Origin of the sequence: Cecembia rubra, assembly GCF_003014575.1 — a bacterium.
GTDB lineage: Bacteria > Bacteroidota > Bacteroidia > Cytophagales > Cyclobacteriaceae > Cecembia_A > Cecembia_A rubra.
In genome coordinates, this window is sequence record NZ_PYGF01000003.1 from 207069 (window position 1) to 225162 (window position 18094).

Genomic DNA, 18094 nt, shown 5'->3' on the forward strand with positions numbered 1-18094 from the left:
GTTAGAAAATGTCACGGGGATCAGTGATTTCTCCGGTGACGGCTACGGCAGCCACGGTCAATGGGCTTGCCAAAAGGGTTCGGGCACCAGGCCCCTGTCGACCTTCGAAATTCCTATTCGAAGTGGATACTGCATATTTCCCGGCAGGGATCTTGTCATCATTCATAGCAAGACAGGCAGAACAACCAGGTTGACGCAGTTCAAATCCGGCCTCTTCCAGGATCTTTACCAAACCCTCCTCATGGGCCATTTTCTCCACTTCTCTTGAACCAGGAACAATCCAGGCTGTGATATTATCAGCTTTTCTTTTTCCTTTGACAAAATTGGCCACAGCACGGATATCCTCAATTCTGCCATTGGTACAACTGCCCACAAATACATAATCTACTTTTTTCCCTTTGATTGGCTCACCTGGGGCAAAACCCATATAATCCAAAGATTTCAGGTAAGAGGTCTTATTGCTTCCTTCCATCCCCTCAGTTGTAGGTATCCTGTCAATAACCTTGATGCCCATACCCGGATTAGTGCCATAGGTGATCATCGGCTCGATATCATTGCCATCAAAATGATACTCCTTATCAAATACCGCTCCCTCATCGGTTTTTAGCGTTTTCCAATGGGTAACGGCATTGTCCCAATCTGCTCCTTTAGGGGAATACTGTCTGCCTTTGAGGTAATTGAAGGTGGTTTCGTCAGGAGCAATCAACCCACCTCTGGCCCCCATTTCAATACTCATATTGCAGATTGTCATACGGGCCTCCATACTGAGGTTACGGATAGCCGAACCTGCATATTCCACAAAATAACCTGTAGCACCGGCAGCAGATATTTTGGCAATGATGTAAAGAATGATATCCTTGGATGTCACTCCCTTACCCAACTCCCCATCTACTGTGATCCGCATTTTTTTGGGTTTGGATTGCATGATACATTGAGTAGCCAAAACCATCTCCACCTCAGAAGTCCCGATTCCAAAGGCGATGGCGCCGAAAGCACCATGGGTAGAAGTATGGCTGTCTCCACATACAATGGTCATCCCTGGCTGGGTCACTCCGAGTTCAGGACCTATCACATGGACAATACCATGATGTGCGGAGCCCAAATCATGCAGCTCAATGTTGTATTTTTTACAATTTTCCCTCAGCTTTTCTACCTGCATGCGGGAAAGTTTATCCTTGATAGTCTTATCCTGGTCCACAGTGGGAACATTGTGGTCCGGAGTAGCAATGGTCTTTTCGGGATAGAGCACTCCTATGCCTCTTTTTTCTAAGTTGAGGAAGGCAACCGGACTGGTCACCTCATGAATAAAATGTTTGTCTATGAAGAAGACATCCGGACCACTGGGAACCGAGCGGACTACGTGTGCATCCCAAATTTTATCAAATAATGTTTTCTTTTCCATGTTAATCGATGGTCACTTTGTCTTTGACAGGGATTTTGTTTAAGGCATCCACAAAAGCCTGAGCAGAAGCCAGTACAATATCTGAATTGGAAGCAAATCCATAAAAGGGTTTGTCTCCCTGCATCAGCCTCATATGGACTTTTGCCACATCATCACTCCCAGCTGTAATTGCCTGAATGAGAAACTCTTCCAGTACATACTGGGGCTTTACAATCTTTTCAATGGCTTTTAAAACAGCATCTACAGGTCCATTTCCTGTCGAGCTTGCTTCAAATGGTTTATCCCCTATTTTAAGTTTTACATTGGCTTTAATTGAGCCATTGGATTGATAGCTGACTTCCTGAAGTTCGATAAATGTAGATTCGTCAATATATTTTCCAACAAGCTCCAGAAGATCTTTGGGACCTATATCCCTTTTGGAATCTGCCAATAAAAGGAAATCTTCATAAACTTTGTTCAAATCTTCTCCTTCAAGAACTACGCCCAAATTGTCCAAATGGTGTTTCAGCGCTGCCCTTCCACTCCTTGCGGTAAGAACAATTGATGATTCATGCACCCCTACCTCTTTTGGATCAATGATCTCATAGTTTTCTCTATGCTTCAACACACCGTCCTGATGGATACCGGAAGAGTGAGCAAATGCATTTCTTCCTACAATAGCCTTATTTGGCTGCACTGGCATGTTCATCAGTTTGGAGATCAGGCGGCTTGTACCATAAATTTTTTCAGTTTTTATATCGGTATGGACAGGAATGCTCTGATGGCATTTAATGGTCATAACCACTTCTTCCAAGGAAGTATTCCCTGCCCTTTCACCGATACCGTTGATCGTTAACTCTGCCTGTCTGGCCCCGTTTTGGATGCCGGAGATCGTATTGGCAGTAGCCATACCAAGATCATTGTGACAATGGGTAGAAATGATGGCTTTTTCTATGTTAGAAACATTTTCCTTAAGGTAGCGGATAATTGCACCATATTGTTCAGGAAGACAATAGCCGGTTGTATCCGGAATATTTACTACTGTTGCGCCGGCTTTGATGGCCTCTTCAATGATCTTTGCAAGAAAAGGAAGTTCAGCCCTTCCGGCATCTTCGGCGTAAAACTCTACATCCTCCACGAAGCGTTTGGCAAATTTTACTGCCTTTACCCCCCTTTCGATAATGTTTTCCGGTGTGGATCTTAATTTATATTGAATATGATAAGGCGACACCCCTATACCCGTATGGATTCGTCCTTTTTTGGCGTATTTGAGGGCAGCCGCAGCTACTTCTATATCCTTCTCCACAGCTCTGGAAAGGGCGCAGATGATAGGATTAGAAACCGCTTTTGAAATTTCAACCACGGAATTGAAATCACCAGGGCTGGAAATAGGAAATCCAGCTTCAATGATATCTACTCCCAGTGCTTCCAAAGCCTTAGCCACCACTATCTTTTCCTGGGTGTTCAACTGGCAACCAGGTACCTGTTCCCCGTCACGGAGTGTGGTATCGAATATCCATAGCTTTTCACTCATAGTTTTATCAGTTATTTTCTGGTCTCAATTTTCTGACGACGGCTCCAGCCTGCCACATTTCAGATTCTCTTAATTCTTTCAATTCGGCTTCCAGTTTTTCCCTGTAATCAGGTTTGGAATTGGAATCAATGGATTTTTGTGCTTCTTTTCCTGACTTTACACTGCTATAAAGCTCTTCGAAAACAGGTTTTGTTGCATCTCGGAATGGTTTCCACCAATCCAGGGCACCTCTTTGTGCGGTAGTAGAACAATTCGCATACATCCAATCCATACCATTTTCTGCCACCAAAGGCATTAAGCTTTGGGTCAATTCCTCAACCGTTTCATTGAATGCTTCGGAAGGGGTATGTCCATTGGCCCTCAGAACTTCGTATTGTGCTGCAAATATCCCTTGGATGGCGCCCATCAAGGTTCCTCTTTCACCGGTAAGGTCAGAAGTCACTTCACGATAGAAATCTGTTTCAAACAGGTAACCTGATCCCACACCAATACCCAGAGCAATGACCCTGTCTTTTGCTTTGCCTGTAGCATCCTGATAGATGGCATAGGAAGAGTTTAGACCCCTGCCTTCAACAAACATCCTTCTTAATGATGTCCCTGATCCTTTTGGTGCAACCAAGATCACATCCACATCTGCAGGAGGGATAATTCCTGTTTTCTCTTTATAAGTAATACCAAATCCATGAGAGAAGTAAAGTGCTTTTCCTGGGGACAGATATTTTTTGACAGTGGGCCAAAGACTAATCTGACCAGCATCAGAAAGCAGGAATTGAAGGATAGTGCCTTTTTGGCAGGCTTCTTCAATTTCAAACAAAGTTTCTCCAGGTATCCAGCCATCTGCTACTGCTTTGTCCCAGGTCTTGGAGTTTTTTCTTTGGCCTACGATGACATTAAAGCCATTGTCTTTGAGATTCAGTGCCTGTCCAGGCCCTTGGACACCATAGCCAATGACAGCGATCACTTCATTTTTCAATACTTCTCTGGCTTTCTCCAAAGGAAACTCTTCTCTGGTTACTACATTTTCTTCTACTGATCCGAATTTCAGTTTCATAGTGTTAATGATTATAGGTTTGATTATTTAAATACTCTTGAACAGAAAATTTAGGTTTGGCAATAGCCACCCTTCCCGAACGGGAAAACTCCAACAGATTGAAAGGCTTTAAAATCTCCAATAAAGCTTGGGTATCCTCCTTATGACCTGTAAATTCTATAACGACAAATTCTTTTTCTGCTGCAATAATATGGGCATTGAACTGCCGGATAACTTTTTCAAGTCCCGGATCCAAGTTTTCCGTAGGCACTTTGTACAAAGCAATTTCCTGGTAGACCACCTCATCATCCTTGAAATAGTAAGCTTTGATTACATCTACCACTTTTTCAATCTGCTTGGTCAGTTGAACAATTTGCTCTTCGGTAACAGTCGCCTCTATAGTAATTTTATGGATACCGTCCAGTCTGCTTTCAGAGGCAGTAAGGGCATCAATATTGATCCCTCTTCGGGTAAATATAATGGTGATCCTGTTAAGGATTCCGATGAAATTTTCTGTATAAACTAATATGGTATATCGATTCATAAATGCCGGTCCTGGATTAGCTCAATCTTACTTCTTCCACAGAGCATCCTGTGGCGATCATCGGGAAAACATTGTCCTCTTTTTCAACTACGACCTCAAGGAAATAAGGACCTTGATGCAACAACATCTCTGCCACTGCAGATTCGAGATCATCTCTCTCAGTGACTTTTCTTGCTCTAAAGCTGTAAGCCTCTGCAATTTTTATGAAGTCAGGATTCTCAAGCTCTGTAAAGGAGTAGCGTTTATCAAAAAACAATTGCTGCCATTGGCGTACCATGCCCAGATAGTTGTTATTCAACAAAACCACTTTTACGGGAGCTTTGGTCTGCATAATTGTACCCAATTCCTGAATGGTCATTTGAATACCACCATCTCCGACCACACAGATGACCTGTCTATTATAATTATGCAGCTGGGCTCCAAGTGCAGCAGGCAAAGCAAAACCCATAGTCCCTAATCCTCCTGAAGTGACCTGAGTACGGGTAGTTTTGTAGTCAAAATACCTCCAAGCTATCATCTGATGTTGTCCCACATCGGTGACCAATACCGCATCTTGTTCTTTGAACTGATTAATTAAGTGGATTACTTCACCCATATGCAATCCCCCGTGTGTCCCATGAAGATCATTCGCTATAACAGCTTTTTTTTCTTCATTTTCCAGTTCTCTGAACCTACTCATCCATTCTGGATGTTCATTTGCTTTTACAGCCTTGGTCAAGAGGGAAAGACTTGCTTTACAGTCACCTTGTAAAGCAACAGTTGTTTTCACATTCTTATCTATTTCGGAAGGATCCAGTTCCAAATGAATCACCTTTGCCTGTTTGGCATAACGCTTCAGATCACCGGTCACCCTGTCATCGAATCGCATCCCCACAGCAATCAGCACATCACACTGGTTGGTCAATAAATTGGGGGCATAATTTCCATGCATACCCAGTTTCCCTACGTAGGAGGGATGGCATTGAGACAAAGCTCCCGATCCCAACAAGGTAGAAGCAGCAGGAATTCCAGTTTTGTCCAAGAAAGCTTTCAATTCAGCTTCTGCATTGGCTAAAACCACGCCCTGCCCAAATAAAACATAGGGCCTCTGAGCTGAATTGATAAGTGATGCAGCATCGATCACGGCCTGCTCATCAATTCTCACATAGGGTTTGTAGGACCTTACAGATTCACAGTGTACATAATTGAACTCTCCAAACTCCACTTGTGCATTTTTGGTAATATCCACTAACACCGGGCCTGGTCTTCCGGTCTTGGCTATATGGAATGCCTTTGCTATAGCTGGTGCAATATCCGCCACTCTTCTGACCTGAATATTCCATTTGGTCCCGGGCATTGAGAGTCCAACTACATCAGTCTCCTGAAAAGCATCCGAACCCAATAAATGTGCCGCAACCTGACCTGTAATACAGACCAAAGGAGTACTATCTATCAGTGCATCAGCTAGACCAGTAATAAGGTTGGTTGCCCCAGGACCCGAAGTCACCAGTACCACTCCTGCATTCCCAGAAACCCGGGCATAGCCTTGAGCGGCATGTATGGCCCCCTGCTCATGCCGGGTCAGCACATGCTTTATCTGGTCACTGTAATCGTATAGGGCATCATATACCGGCATGATGGCGCCTCCAGGATAACCGAAAATATATTCTGCATTTTCGGCGATCAGGGATCTGACTACGATATCTGCTCCTCTAATCATGATGTTTTGGATTTTGATTTATTTGTCGGTTACGCATCCCTCAGAAGCGGAGGCAACAAGTTTATTGTATTTTTTCAGTGTACCTTGAAGATCGGAAAGGTCTTTGTTTTTCCAATTTTTCCTTCTCTCTGCCAGTTCCACGTCCGTCAAAGCCACATTCAAAGTAAGAGTATCTGCATCAATAGTGATGATATCTCCGTCCTGGACCATGGCTATTGGCCCTCCGGAATAAGCTTCTGGAGTCACATGACCCACCACAAAACCGTGAGTACCTCCAGAGAATCTGCCATCAGTTATAAGAGCCACATCAGATCCAAGTCCAGCTCCGATAATCATGGAAGTAGGTTTCAACATCTCAGGCATACCAGGTCCGCCTTTGGGGCCTATATAGCGGATGACGATTACCTCTCCTTTATTTACAAGTTTATTTTTGATGCCTTCATTGGCCTCCAGCTCGGAATCAAATACCCTAGCAGGTCCTGTGAATGACTTCCCTTCTTTTCCTGATATTTTGGCCACAGCACCCTCTGGAGCAAGATTACCTTTTAGAACACAGAGGTGGCCTGTTTCTTTGAGGGGCTTTTCAATTGGGTGAATCACATTGACCACAGAAGGAACTACAGGTTCAATATCCGCAAGATTTTCTTCTAAAGTCTTTCCTGTAACAGTAATACAATCCCCGTGCAGCATGCCATTAATGAGCAGGTATTTCATAAATGCAGGCAAACCGCCCTGTTCAAAAAGATCCTCCATCAGATATTTTCCTGAAGGTTTGAAATCCCCCAAAAGTGGCGTCTCATGATTTACCCGCTTAAAGTCTTCTAAAGTAAAATCAATTCCTGCTGTTTTGGCGATGGCAAGGATATGCAATACAGCATTGGTACTGCCACCTAACGCTACTGCAACACGGACGGCATTTTCCAAACTCTTTTTGGTGACTATATCCTTGGGTTTAATGTCTTTTTCCAGAAGTATCTTGATATACTCAGATACCACCTGACATTCTTTTAATTTTTCAGGAGCAGTTGCAGGAGTGGAAGAACTGTACGGAAGGGACATCCCCATGGCTTCTATAGCAGAAGACATGGTGTTTGCAGTGTACATTCCGCCACAGGCTCCGGCTCCGGGACAGGCATTTTGTATGACACCTTGGTAATCTTCATCATTCATCTCCCCTTTGATCCGCTTTCCATATGCTTCAAAGGCAGAAACAATATTTAGTTTTTCTCCTTTATAATTTCCGGAACGGATTGTACCCCCATATACCATGATGGAAGGGCGGTTGATCCTCAACATGCCCATGACAGCTCCCGGCATATTCTTATCACATCCTGCCACAGCAACACAGGCATCAAACGAATGGCCGAGAATAAAGGATTCTATAGAGTCAGCGATGATTTCTCTGGACACGAGGGAATATCTCATTCCAGATGTCCCCATTGAAATACCATCAGAAATACCCATGGTATTAAAAACCAAACCGGTCAGATCATGAGCTTTAGAAGCTTGCTTGATCAGACCGGCAAAATCATTCAGGTGCATATTGCAAGGGTTGCTTTCATAGCCACAACTTGCTATCCCCAAAAAGGGCTGGTTCATCTGTTTATCAGACATCCCTGTGGCATACAACATGGCCTTACCAGCAGGATGCTCCTCATTCTGACTGATTTCCCAACTGTGTTTTTTCAATTTCATATGGGTATTAATAGGTCTTATAGGTTTATAAAAAAAGTGCCCCATTTACTGAGGCACTTAACATTGTATGGTTGTTTGTTAAAATAGTCTAGCGCCCCTTCATTTATTACAAATGAGAATAATAAAGCTTAAAGGAGTGACTATTTCTAACATGCGGTTATGGTTCTGTTTGATTGATGTCTCAAAATTAAGCTTGAATTCTGATAGAAACAATATTTAATTTCATTTTTTATGCACTAAATTGATTTATTATGTATGTTAAAAATTTTATTGCAGAATTTTATTCCTTATTTATCGCTAATCGCCTTTATAAAATGAATTATGATTTGCGCTTTTCAAAAAAATCGAAATTTTGTTCCGATTTTTAGTAATTTCAAGAAATCAGTATTTTTTTTGTTTTTTTAATAATCACAAAAATACAGTATCGTAAATTTTTCAATAAAACTGTTTTTTGACTGAAATCTGAAAAATGAAAGTTTACAAATATTATTCACATATTTACGTCATAAAATAGCCTGCAAAACATGATTTGCTTTCCGAACGCCAAAATTAACCTAGGCCTTCATATTACTTCCAAAAGAAATGATGGGTACCATGAAATAGAAACCTGTATGGTTCCCATTCCCCTGTTTGATATCCTAGAGATGATGGAGTCCAAGAAAACAGTCTTTGAGACATCTGGACTTTCTATACCTGGAGAAGAGAAAGACAACCTTATACTTAAAGCATTAAAACTGCTACGAAAGGATTTCAATGATCTTCCAAATGTCCAAATTCATCTGCATAAAAACATCCCAATGGGTGCTGGTCTTGGCGGTGGATCAGCCGATGCGGCATTTGCCTTGACCCTTATGAACCGGCTTTTTGAATTACATTTGGAGGATTGGCTTCTAGAAGACTTTGCGGCTCAGTTGGGAAGTGACTGTCCTTTTTTTATCGAAAACACTCCCAAGATAGCTACAGGAAGAGGTGAGATCTTGGAGACAGTGGATGTGGACCTGAAGGGAAACCATTTACTGCTGATCAAGCCTAACATACATATAGGCACTAAAGAAGCTTATGCAGGAGTGAAACCTCAAGCAGCTAAATTCCCCCTTAAGGAAATTTTGAAGGACAAAAGCTCCTGGAAAGAAAAACTTGTCAATGATTTTGAGTCCAGCATATTTCCCCAATATCCAGAAATAGCTAAAATAAAGGCTGAATTATATGAAATGGGTGCCTACTATGCAGCGATGTCAGGTTCAGGATCAACCCTATTTGGACTGTTCAAAGAAATTCCTCCAAAGAGCACCTGGCCAACGGAATACTTTGTCTTTGAAGGGCTTGTATAGATGATATTTGCACTTTATATTTACAAAAGATAAATATAAAATGGCAACAATCACGACTTCTCTTCCCGATGAGCTCATCCAAAAGCTTTCTGAGCATGCCAAAACATTGGATATGCCCAAAAACAAACTGATAGAAACAGCCTTGAGACTCTATCTGGATCATCTCAAAAGGGCTACCTATGTAAAATCCTATAAAGCTGCAGGTCAGGATCAAGATATATTGTCCATAGCAGAAGAGGGAATGGAAGAATATCTGAAGCAACTGGAAGATGAAACAAGGTGAGATCTGGCATGCAGACCTAAACCCTGTTAAGGGGTCTGAGCAAGCAGGCTTTAGACCAGTAGTAATCATCAGCGGCAATCTCCTCAATAAATACCTAAAGGTTGTCATCACCGTGCCATTGACAACAAAAATCAAAAGTTACCAAGGCAATCCCATTCTCCAGCCCAGCCCCATCAACAACCTAAAAGCAGCTTCCGAAATGATGATTTTCCACATCCGATCGATTTCCAAGGAGCGGTTGGTAGAAAAGATTGGAGAAATTTCTGAGGCAGAATTGAAGCAAGCTCTGGAGACACTGCAGGATATTACGACTTTGCATTGACAAACTCCCTAAAATTACTTCTATTGACCAAGGTATTTTGACTTTGATAAGCCTTAGTAAAGGTCTTTGGGAAGTTTACACGTCGCTTGGGGTTCCATTTGAATTCATAGGCATGTAGTTGTCCGGCTAGCTCTTCTACATAATCAATCTCCTGTTGTTGTTTGGTTCTCCAAAAATAAGTCCGTGCCAAGCCTTTGGTATATGAATTTACTTTTAAGCGTTCACTTATCAGAAAATTTTCCCATAAAGCCCCAACATCCTGCCTTGCTGCCAATGGGGTAAAATCTCTAATAATCGCATTTCTTATACCATTATCATAAAAGTAAATTTTCTTTGCTGTTTTGATTTCGGTCCTGAGGTTTTTGCTATAGGAGGATAGACTAAAAATCACAAACGCCTTTTCCAGCACATCAATGTAAGAAGCGACAGTTTTCGGGTCTGCACCGACTGTCTCCCCCAATTCTTTGTATTTCACCTCATTGCCCACTTGAAAAGCCAAGGCTTCAAGGATGTTTTGTACCAGCTTGGGCTTTTTTAGATTCCCATAGATCAAAACGTCTTTGTAGAGATAGCTTTCTGCCAATTCCTTAAGCACTTCCTCCTCTTGCGAAGCCTGCTTGATGACATCTGGGTAAAATCCATACACCATCCTGTTTTCCAAACTTTGTTCCGCTTTCAAATAGCCAACCTCTTTTTCATACTCCTGCCAGGATATTGGCCACAAGTGAAACGTCCATTTCCTTCCCGTAAGGGGTTCTTGGATTTTTTCATTGAGTTCAAATGCCGAAGAACCACTCAGCACCAATTGGACATGTTTGAACTGATCCACGATTATCTTTGATTTTAACCCAATTGCACTGATACGTTGGGCCTCGTCTATATACACTATTTTATTATCCGCGATAATGGTACGCAAAGTCTCCGTATTCGCATGTTCAAGAATATGCTGTATTGTAGGATCGTCACAGTCCAGGTATAAAAACTTTTCTTCCCTACCCCTCAGGATGGTTTCAATTAAGGTAGTTTTCCCAACTTGTCTAGGCCCCAACAATACAATCGCTTTTCCGGAGAAAAACTTTTTTTGAATTGACGCTTGTATGGATCGTTCAAAATTCATAAAATCAGTCTTTTAGAAACATAAATACAGCACAAATTTAAATCATATTCCCGTAAAGTTATGACTTTAAAGTATTTCATTCCCGTAAAGTTATAACTTTAAAGGATTTTATTCCTGTAAAGTCACATTTTTAGAGCCCACTCAGGAATAAACTCAAACTGTAAGCTAGTGGTCAATCTGAAAATTCTTTATGCTTCAATTGAAAAAAAAAAACTAAACCTAGGTAAGTCAGAAACCTAATGCTCCAGGATTAATAATAATTCTTAAAAATCAATTTTCTTCTCTCATGCCCTTAACAGCTTATTCCCTTTGGACTTTCTTCTCAGGTAATAATTGTACACAGGATAAATCAGCACAGACACCAAAATAATCAAGGTGCCCAAATAAAACCCACCGGTCATTTTTTCCTTTTCCCCAAAAATCAGCACTGCCAAAATAATCCCATACACCGGCTCCAAATTGATGGTCAGGTTAACCGCAAAGGCCGTAATCCTGCGCATCAGTTCTACAGATACAGAAAAAGCAAAGACGGTACAGACGCCTCCCAATAAAATCAACCAAAGCCAATCCATTGCCTTTGGAACCATCTGAAGCCCCTCATCGGCAAAGAAATAAGCATAGAAAGGAAGCAATAAGCCCGAAAAAAGGAACGCCCCGAACATTTCATAGAAGGTCAGTACAAAGGGATTGTGCTGCTTGGCAAACCTTCCATTGATAACCGTAAAAACTGCGCTAAGGAAAGCCGAAGCAATGGCCATCAGCAAACCCAACCAATAGTCCAGCTCAAAACGGAAAATTACATAAAGCCCCACTATCACCAACAATCCCAAAAAAATTTCAAAGCCTTTTACTTTTCTCTTATTGGCAATCGGTTCCAACAAAGCAGTCCATAAGGAAGTAGTCGCCATACCTGCCAGACAAACAGATGCTGTAGAAACCCTCGCCGCCCCAAAAAACAGGACCCAGTGCAAAGAAATGATAAAGCCTGTGGCAATTATTTTGAGCAAAGCCCCTTGGGAAACCCGTATCGGTGTTTTTCTCCACAAAAACATCAATCCTAATATACCTGTGGCTATCAGCGTGCGGTAAAATACAATCTCCAAAGAAGGAATACTGATCAATAAGCCCAAAATGGCCGTAAATCCCCAAATCAGTACGATGAAATGGAGCATCAAATAATCTTTAACAGGGGAATCCGGCTGCATCTTATCTGGGCACTGTTTTGTAAAGGACCAATCCTGTGAGGGCAAAAGAAATATTGGGAATCCAGACAGCAAACAAAGGATAGGCTGTTCCCGCCTCAGCAAAAGTTCTGGACAACAAAAACATAATGATATAAATAAAGGCCAACAAAAAGCCTAAGGCAATCTGGAAACCGGAACCTCCCCTCGTCTTCCTTGAGGAAACAATCACACCGATAAAAGTCAGAATGACAGCTGCAAAAGGAGACATGAAGCGCACATACCTTTCAATCTTATAATAATTGACATTGTCTGCTCCTCTTTCTTCTAAAACCTGAATTTGTCTGGTAAGGTCCGGGAGTTTAAGTGTCTCATGATGATTGACAGGTAAGTCAAAATCATTGGGAGTGATAGAAAGCAATGTATCTAGGGATTCCCCAACGGTATAATTCTCCCCCCACTCATGAAGCTCTCTCAACCTCCAGTTTTTTACCGACCAGGAATTGATTGCTGTATCCCAGACAATCCTGTCAGCTGATAGCTTGGCGATCAATACTCCATCTCTGATTTGCTCTAGAGTAAAATTGTAACCTGTATTTCCCGAAGTATAATATCTGGAAATATAAGCATATACATCAGGAGCCACCTTGATATGGATATTACTTTCGGTGTAAAACTTGGTTTCCTCCAGCCATCTGGATTTAAACTCTGTCACCCCCGCTGTAGCACCAGGGAGAATCCATCCATTCATGAAGAAACTGACCAATCCGATCAGCATAGCTCCAAACAAGAAAGGAACCAACATCCTTACAAAGGAAACCCCGCTGCTTAGTATGGCAATAATTTCTGTCCTTCCGGCCATTTTGGAGGTTATAAAAATGACCGAAATAAACACTGTGATGGGAGTGAGTAAATTGTTCAGGTACAAACCATAGTTGCCTAGATAAATCAAAATCTCTTTAGCAGGAACCTGATTTCGGATAAACTTGTCATTCTTTTCGGTAAAGTCCAAAACCAAGACAATAAGAATCAGCATCAAGACTACGAAAATATAGGTCTTGAGAAAATCCTTGATGATTAATTTATCCAGTATCTTCATATTACAGTCTTCTGCTGACTTTTTCTACCATTTGGTTCTTCCATACGGCAAAATCACCTGCAATGATATGTTCCCTTGCTTGGCCAACCAACCATAAATAAAAGCTTAAATTATGAATACTGGCAATCTGTGCAGCCAAAATTTCTTTGGCAATGGTCAGATGGCGGAGATAGGCCTTAGAATAAAATGAACTCACATAAGAATTGATGTGGGGATCGATAGGACTGAAATCATCTTTCCACTTCTCATTACGGATATTGATGATGCCTTCCGAAGTAAACAGCATTCCATTTCTTGCATTACGGGTAGGCATCACACAGTCAAACATATCCACACCCAATGCTATCCCTTCCAAAATATTGGCAGGAGTCCCCACCCCCATAAGATACCTCGGTTTGTCCTTAGGCAGGATGTCGGTCACCATATCGGTCATGGCATACATTTCCTCTACTGGCTCCCCTACTGATAATCCGCCAATGGCATTGCCCTCCCTTTCACAGGAAGCAACAAACTCTGCGGATTGTTTTCTAAGTTCAGGGAATACAGATCCCTGGACGATAGGGAAAAGCGTTTGGCTATATCCGTATTTTCCTTCTGTATTGTCAAATCTGTCGATGCAGCGCTTCAACCAGCGATGGGTGAGTTCCATGGATTTTCTGGCATAGGCAAAATCACAGGGATAAGGAGGGCATTCATCAAATGCCATGATAATATCCGCTCCAATGATCCGCTGAATGTCCATGACCCGCTCTGGACTGAACAAATGTTTGGAACCATCAATATGGGACTTGAACACCGCCCCTTCTTCGGTCAATTTACGGTTTTCGGCCAGGGAAAAAACCTGATACCCCCCACTGTCAGTGAGGATAGGTTTGGACCAACCATTAAACTTATGCAGACCTCCCGCCTTCTCCAGTATATCCAATCCGGGCCTCAGGTACAAATGATAGGTATTTCCCAAAATAATCTGGGCCTTGACATCATATATCAACTCACGCTGATGGACAGCCTTTACCGAACCTGCAGTTCCCACAGGCATAAAAATTGGGGTTTGGATATCCCCATGATCAGTTTTGATCGTACCTGCCCTGGCTTTACTCTTACTGTCTGTGTGCTCTAATCTAAATTTCATCTTAATAAATTGATCATTAAGCGCCTTTTCTTTGCTCCTTAAAGATTGATATTTAATTGCGGACACAAAAATATAAGCTTATTCTTAATCCATGCTCAATTTGATTTTATATTTGCCCCGCTAAAAGAATGGGAATGCTTACAAATATTGTATCGGTAATATTTTTGATTGCGGTTGGCGTGCAAATTTTTTACATATTGATCATTTTTGGTCGGATGTCTTTCTTTTATAAAAGGAAAATCAAAGATCCCCTTTCCAATCCGGAAGGGGTAACTGTCATTGTTGCTGCCCACAATGAGAAGGAGAATTTAAAAAAACTAATCCCGGCAGTTTGCGAACAAGATTACCCCAACTTTGATGTCATGATCATCAACGACCGCTCCTGGGATGGTACCCGCGGCTTGTTGGAGGAAATGATGTCCCAGTACCCAAAATTAAGAACCGTTACCATAGAATATACCCCGGACCATGTCACTGCCAAAAAATATGCCCTGACCTTGGGTATCAAAGTGGCAAAAAATGACGTCCTGTTGCTGACAGACGCAGACTGCATCCCAAAAAGCAACAAATGGATAGAATTGATGACAGCACCGGTTAGAAATGAAGGAAAAACATTCTCCTTGGGTTTTTCACAGTACAATTATGGCAAAGGGCTACTTAACCAGTGGATTCAGTTCGAAACACTCTGGACAGGTCTCCAATTTCTGGCCTTTGCGATTTGGAAATCCCCATTTATGGGAATAGGAAGAAACCTAAGTTACCGCAGAAGTTTTTTCATGGATAAAAAGGCCTTCAAAGGGCTATGGCAGATCAATGGCGGGGATGATGACTTATTTGTCAACCAATATGCCAACGGTAAAAACACCGCGGTGGTGATCAGCCCTGAAAGCATCACACTTTCCACGCCAAAAACCAGCTGGAAATCCTATTTTATCCAGAAAAAAAGACATTTTCATGCAGGCAAATATTACCAAGCGGGAGATAAATTGAAGATAGGAATTTACAGTTTCACACACCTTATTTTTTGGGTTACTGGAATTTATTTGTTAATCCTTCTAGGTTTAGAACAAAACTGGGAACATTTTTCGGTCTTTTTAGGTATAATTATTGTCCGGTCCATACTGTTGACTTCAGTATTTACCTCGGCGAGAAAAAAACTGGAAGGCAAAACCAAAGTGTTTTGGACAGGATTCTTCGACCTGATGTATTTGGGTTACTTTTGGATTCTTGGCGCGTTAGGGTACCAATCAAAAAAAGTTAGATGGAAGTAAACGACAGAGGATTTTCCAACAAAGCATTAGAGGATTTCGATCTTATCGATAAGGCCGTGATCGAAAAAGATCAGCAGGCTTTTGCTACCTTGATGAAGCGCTATAAAAAGGCGGTTTATTTCATGATCCTCAAAATGATCAGGGATGCGGATGACGCCGAAGACCTGACCATGGAAGCCTTTGCCAAAGCTTTTAGAAATCTACACAAATTCAAGAAAGACTATACTTTCTCCACCTGGCTGTTCCGTATTGCCACCAACAATACCATTGACTTTATCCGAAAAAAGAAACTCAAAACCATGAGCCTCAACAGCACCATGAGTGATGACAGTGGCAATTCGGTCAATATCGATGTAGAGGATGATGAGAATAACCCTCAGGATGAGTTCATCAAATCCCAAAGGATTGAGATGGTCAGGATATTCGTGGACAAGCTGCCTGCCAAATACCGTAAACTGGTACAGTTAAGGTATTTTGACGAACTGTCCTATGAAGAGATTGCGGTAGAACTGGACAAGCCTTTGGGAACAGTCAAGGCACAGCTTCACCGGTCACGTGAATTACTGTATGAAATTGCCTCTGGTAAGGAAGGACATATTTGATTCTCAATATTTAACACCCGGATTTTTAAAATTTCAAAAAAATCAAGCTTTTAGTAAAAATGAAATTGAATTTGCAAACTTAGAAATACGTTAAAAATTCCATACTCTATTTTTAAGGTAAATTGCAAACTTGAAGACTTTCATAATTTTTTATCTTTCTCAAAGTCTATTATTATTTAATTGTATATAGAATCATGACTTGGATAAAAAGTTTCTTTTAAAATTGGTGTCAAAATATTAGAAAATGACATTAATTAAGATTTTTCAATCTTTCCTTTGCATAATAATAATATATTTACATAATTAGTTCTATCCACTAAACAAATAAAACTATGAGAAAACTAATTTATTCATGCACCATTTTAACACTACTGTTTTTCAGTAGTTTTATTTCATCTTCGGTAATGGCCCAAGATGAAAACCTTCCAGGAACAGAATATTATATTGCCTAAGAAAGGTGTGGTGCAGATGGTCCAATTGTTATCAAGTGCAGGCTTTCAGGGTCAGATCCTTGTGGTGCCGGAGACCAAGAACCTTGTCCTTAAATCACACAGGTGTGACTTCTTAATGGAAGTCACACTATTTGAATAAAGTGTTTAATTTTCGCATCTTCCTCTTAAAAAAAAGAGTTTAAAAATTTAAAAAATAGCTGAATACCTAATGTTCACTATTTTACAGTTACACAATTATAGCTTTTATCAAATTCAAATTGGTCAATGGAAAAGCATCCAAATCCGATAAAAACATGATAAAGAAAATTCTAACCTGTTTAATATTCTATTCTTTGTTTTTTTCATGCAATAATCAGCAAAATAGAATTCCAGAAATTAATGTTTCTGAAAGCTTCCAAGAAATGAACCTTTCAAAAATTGGGAAAAGTTCAAAAATTATAAGGTTAAAAACTTTACAGCCCATCCATACTCCCACAGATATTTTAGTGACCCAATCAAATATTTATCTTTTTGATCAAAACCATTCTGGTATTCTTATCCAATTTGACCACGATGGTAATCTTCTTAACAAAGTAGGATTTTATGGAGATCAAATTATCTCTCTTAATGGAATAACTAATTATTTCACGGAGAAAGATTCGCTTTTTGTCCTGATAAACGGTGAATCAATTTATACTTTTGACCACAATCTAAAACCGTTTTTCTTAAAAAAACTATCGAATAGAGCTGGGTTCATCCAAAAGATAGGTGAGAAATATATGATGTATAACAATAACCTGTCCCCTGAAATACCTTTTCAGGTTTTTACTTTGAATTCTAAGGGAATCCAAAGTAAATCCATTCCTAAAGCCCCAAAAACTTTTAATCCTTATTTCAAGGCATACTCCCCATTTGCAAGCCAAGAGGGAAAGACTTTAACTTCCTTTCCATTTAACGATACACTTTACTTAGCTAGTGAAGATTTTACTTTCAAACCTTTTTCAAAGGTGAATTTTGGGAAAAGGAAAATCCCTGATGATTTTTTTGTCAATGTAGAAAATGGATATCAATTCTATGAAAAGCTATCAAATAGTGATACCTACTCACTCCATGAAGGCTTGTACTTTGGAAAGGAAGATCAACTGATAGCCACCGTTTTTCATGCATTGCATTATTACCCCTTAGTAATAGAGCTAAATTCTTCCAAGGCGCAGATGATTTCCTGTTTTTCGGATGATATGACCACAGGTTTAAAAGTCAGAAATAAAAGTTTTGCTGATCAAAATCAGATAGTTTTTGGGGTTTCCGGAGAAACAATTCACGAACAATTCGATAGCTTAAACAAAGAATTTAGAAAATCCTTGCCTTCTGATTACCAGAATTATTTTTATTTATTAATAATCGAAATTTAAATAATTTAGCAAAATATAGGTTAAATTACC

General features: G+C 40.7%; 16 protein-coding genes. 6 read left to right on the forward strand and 10 right to left on the reverse strand.

The genetic code is table 11. The features are described 5' to 3' along the window. Position 1: 1 nt before the first annotated feature. Genes leuC through ilvD form a run of 6 tightly spaced genes read right to left on the reverse strand, consistent with a single transcriptional unit; the run spans position 2 to position 7883 of the window. The gene (gene leuC, locus CLV48_RS07870; protein WP_106566732.1) at positions 2 to 1402 is read right to left on the reverse strand and encodes a 3-isopropylmalate dehydratase large subunit; all 1401 of its coding nucleotides are present in this window, start codon (positions 1400 to 1402) and stop codon (positions 2 to 4) included. Position 1403: 1 nt separating this feature from the next. After that, positions 1404 to 2915 (reverse strand): 2-isopropylmalate synthase, encoded by a 1512-nt coding sequence (locus CLV48_RS07875; protein ID WP_106566733.1) that lies wholly within the window; start codon positions 2913 to 2915, stop codon positions 1404 to 1406. Positions 2916 to 2922: 7 nt separating this feature from the next. Next, positions 2923 to 3966, reverse strand: coding sequence for a ketol-acid reductoisomerase (ilvC, locus tag CLV48_RS07880; RefSeq protein WP_106566734.1), 1044 nt, complete (start codon positions 3964 to 3966; stop codon positions 2923 to 2925). A 4-nt stretch (positions 3967 to 3970) separates the two neighbouring features. Beyond that, the gene (gene ilvN, locus CLV48_RS07885) at positions 3971 to 4489 is read right to left on the reverse strand and encodes an acetolactate synthase small subunit (RefSeq protein WP_106566735.1); all 519 of its coding nucleotides are present in this window, start codon (positions 4487 to 4489) and stop codon (positions 3971 to 3973) included. A 16-nt stretch (positions 4490 to 4505) separates the two neighbouring features. Further along, entirely contained in the window at positions 4506 to 6188 is a 1683-nt protein-coding gene (gene ilvB / locus CLV48_RS07890; protein ID WP_106566736.1) for a biosynthetic-type acetolactate synthase large subunit, read from the reverse strand. Positions 6189 to 6206: 18 nt separating this feature from the next. Next, complete coding sequence (ilvD, locus tag CLV48_RS07895; RefSeq protein WP_106566881.1) at positions 6207 to 7883, reverse strand: dihydroxy-acid dehydratase; 1677 nt, start codon at positions 7881 to 7883, stop codon at positions 6207 to 6209. A 524-nt stretch (positions 7884 to 8407) separates the two neighbouring features. Here ilvD and ispE point away from each other — a divergent pair. From ispE to CLV48_RS07910, 3 genes are read left to right on the forward strand one after another with little or no spacing between them, the layout of a single operon-like run. Then, positions 8408 to 9214 (forward strand): 4-(cytidine 5'-diphospho)-2-C-methyl-D-erythritol kinase, encoded by an 807-nt coding sequence (ispE, locus tag CLV48_RS07900; RefSeq protein ID WP_106566737.1) that lies wholly within the window; start codon positions 8408 to 8410, stop codon positions 9212 to 9214. 40 nt (positions 9215 to 9254) lie between these two features. Further along, complete coding sequence (locus CLV48_RS07905; RefSeq protein WP_106566738.1) at positions 9255 to 9497, forward strand: ribbon-helix-helix protein, CopG family; 243 nt, start codon at positions 9255 to 9257, stop codon at positions 9495 to 9497. Continuing rightward, positions 9484 to 9819, forward strand: coding sequence for a type II toxin-antitoxin system PemK/MazF family toxin (locus tag CLV48_RS07910; protein ID WP_106566739.1), 336 nt, complete (start codon positions 9484 to 9486; stop codon positions 9817 to 9819). Before CLV48_RS07905 ends, CLV48_RS07910 begins: the two co-directional genes overlap by 14 nt. On the opposite strand, the gene CLV48_RS07915 is transcribed toward CLV48_RS07910, so the two are convergent. From CLV48_RS07915 to tgt, 4 genes are all read right to left on the reverse strand, one after another. Continuing rightward, complete coding sequence (locus CLV48_RS07915; protein WP_106566740.1) at positions 9803 to 10936, reverse strand: ATP-binding protein; 1134 nt, start codon at positions 10934 to 10936, stop codon at positions 9803 to 9805. The genes CLV48_RS07910 and CLV48_RS07915 overlap by 17 nt on opposite strands. A gap of 284 nt (positions 10937 to 11220) precedes the next feature. Continuing rightward, positions 11221 to 12141 (reverse strand): DMT family transporter, encoded by a 921-nt coding sequence (locus CLV48_RS07920; protein ID WP_106566741.1) that lies wholly within the window; start codon positions 12139 to 12141, stop codon positions 11221 to 11223. A 1-nt stretch (position 12142) separates the two neighbouring features. Then, on the reverse strand, positions 12143 to 13216 hold the full coding sequence (locus CLV48_RS07925) for an LptF/LptG family permease (protein ID WP_106566742.1): 1074 nt from the start codon (positions 13214 to 13216) through the stop codon (positions 12143 to 12145). A gap of 1 nt (position 13217) precedes the next feature. Beyond that, positions 13218 to 14348 (reverse strand): tRNA guanosine(34) transglycosylase Tgt, encoded by a 1131-nt coding sequence (gene tgt / locus CLV48_RS07930; RefSeq protein WP_106566743.1) that lies wholly within the window; start codon positions 14346 to 14348, stop codon positions 13218 to 13220. Between the two features lie 134 nt (positions 14349 to 14482). On the opposite strand from tgt, the gene CLV48_RS07935 reads away from it, so the two are divergent. The 3 genes from CLV48_RS07935 to CLV48_RS07945 all read left to right on the forward strand — a co-directional run bounded on the left by CLV48_RS07935 (position 14483) and on the right by CLV48_RS07945 (position 18064). Then, positions 14483 to 15619 (forward strand): glycosyltransferase, encoded by a 1137-nt coding sequence (locus CLV48_RS07935; RefSeq protein WP_106566882.1) that lies wholly within the window; start codon positions 14483 to 14485, stop codon positions 15617 to 15619. After that, complete coding sequence (locus CLV48_RS07940) at positions 15610 to 16221, forward strand: RNA polymerase sigma factor (RefSeq protein WP_106566744.1); 612 nt, start codon at positions 15610 to 15612, stop codon at positions 16219 to 16221. Before CLV48_RS07935 ends, CLV48_RS07940 begins: the two co-directional genes overlap by 10 nt. Positions 16222 to 17074: 853 nt before the next feature. Then, positions 17075 to 18064: a hypothetical protein gene (locus CLV48_RS07945; RefSeq protein WP_146140080.1), complete on the forward strand. Its 990-nt coding sequence runs from the start codon at positions 17075 to 17077 to the stop codon at positions 18062 to 18064. Positions 18065 to 18094: the final 30 nt, after the last annotated feature.

Excerpts from the sequence above, each read along its gene's own strand:
- CLV48_RS07925 (WP_106566742.1), bottom strand. The coding sequence starts at position 13,216 with ATGAAGATACTGGATAAATTAATCATCAAGGATTTTCTCAAGACCTAT.
- CLV48_RS07905 (WP_106566738.1), top strand. The coding sequence starts at position 9,255 with ATGGCAACAATCACGACTTCTCTTCCCGATGAGCTCATCCAAAAGCTT.
- ilvB (WP_106566736.1), bottom strand. The coding sequence starts at position 6,188 with ATGATTAGAGGAGCAGATATCGTAGTCAGATCCCTGATCGCCGAAAAT.
- ilvN (WP_106566735.1), bottom strand. The coding sequence starts at position 4,489 with ATGAATCGATATACCATATTAGTTTATACAGAAAATTTCATCGGAATC.
- CLV48_RS07935 (WP_106566882.1), top strand. The coding sequence starts at position 14,483 with ATGCTTACAAATATTGTATCGGTAATATTTTTGATTGCGGTTGGCGTG.
- leuC (WP_106566732.1), bottom strand. The coding sequence starts at position 1,402 with ATGGAAAAGAAAACATTATTTGATAAAATTTGGGATGCACACGTAGTC.
- CLV48_RS07915 (WP_106566740.1), bottom strand. The coding sequence starts at position 10,936 with ATGAATTTTGAACGATCCATACAAGCGTCAATTCAAAAAAAGTTTTTC.
- ilvC (WP_106566734.1), bottom strand. The coding sequence starts at position 3,966 with ATGAAACTGAAATTCGGATCAGTAGAAGAAAATGTAGTAACCAGAGAA.
- tgt (WP_106566743.1), bottom strand. The coding sequence starts at position 14,348 with ATGAAATTTAGATTAGAGCACACAGACAGTAAGAGTAAAGCCAGGGCA.
- CLV48_RS07945 (WP_146140080.1), top strand. The coding sequence starts at position 17,075 with ATGAACCTTTCAAAAATTGGGAAAAGTTCAAAAATTATAAGGTTAAAA.
- CLV48_RS07940 (WP_106566744.1), top strand. The coding sequence starts at position 15,610 with ATGGAAGTAAACGACAGAGGATTTTCCAACAAAGCATTAGAGGATTTC.
- ispE (WP_106566737.1), top strand. The coding sequence starts at position 8,408 with ATGATTTGCTTTCCGAACGCCAAAATTAACCTAGGCCTTCATATTACT.
- CLV48_RS07910 (WP_106566739.1), top strand. The coding sequence starts at position 9,484 with ATGAAACAAGGTGAGATCTGGCATGCAGACCTAAACCCTGTTAAGGGG.
- CLV48_RS07875 (WP_106566733.1), bottom strand. The coding sequence starts at position 2,915 with ATGAGTGAAAAGCTATGGATATTCGATACCACACTCCGTGACGGGGAA.
- CLV48_RS07920 (WP_106566741.1), bottom strand. The coding sequence starts at position 12,141 with ATGCAGCCGGATTCCCCTGTTAAAGATTATTTGATGCTCCATTTCATC.
- ilvD (WP_106566881.1), bottom strand. The coding sequence starts at position 7,883 with ATGAAATTGAAAAAACACAGTTGGGAAATCAGTCAGAATGAGGAGCAT.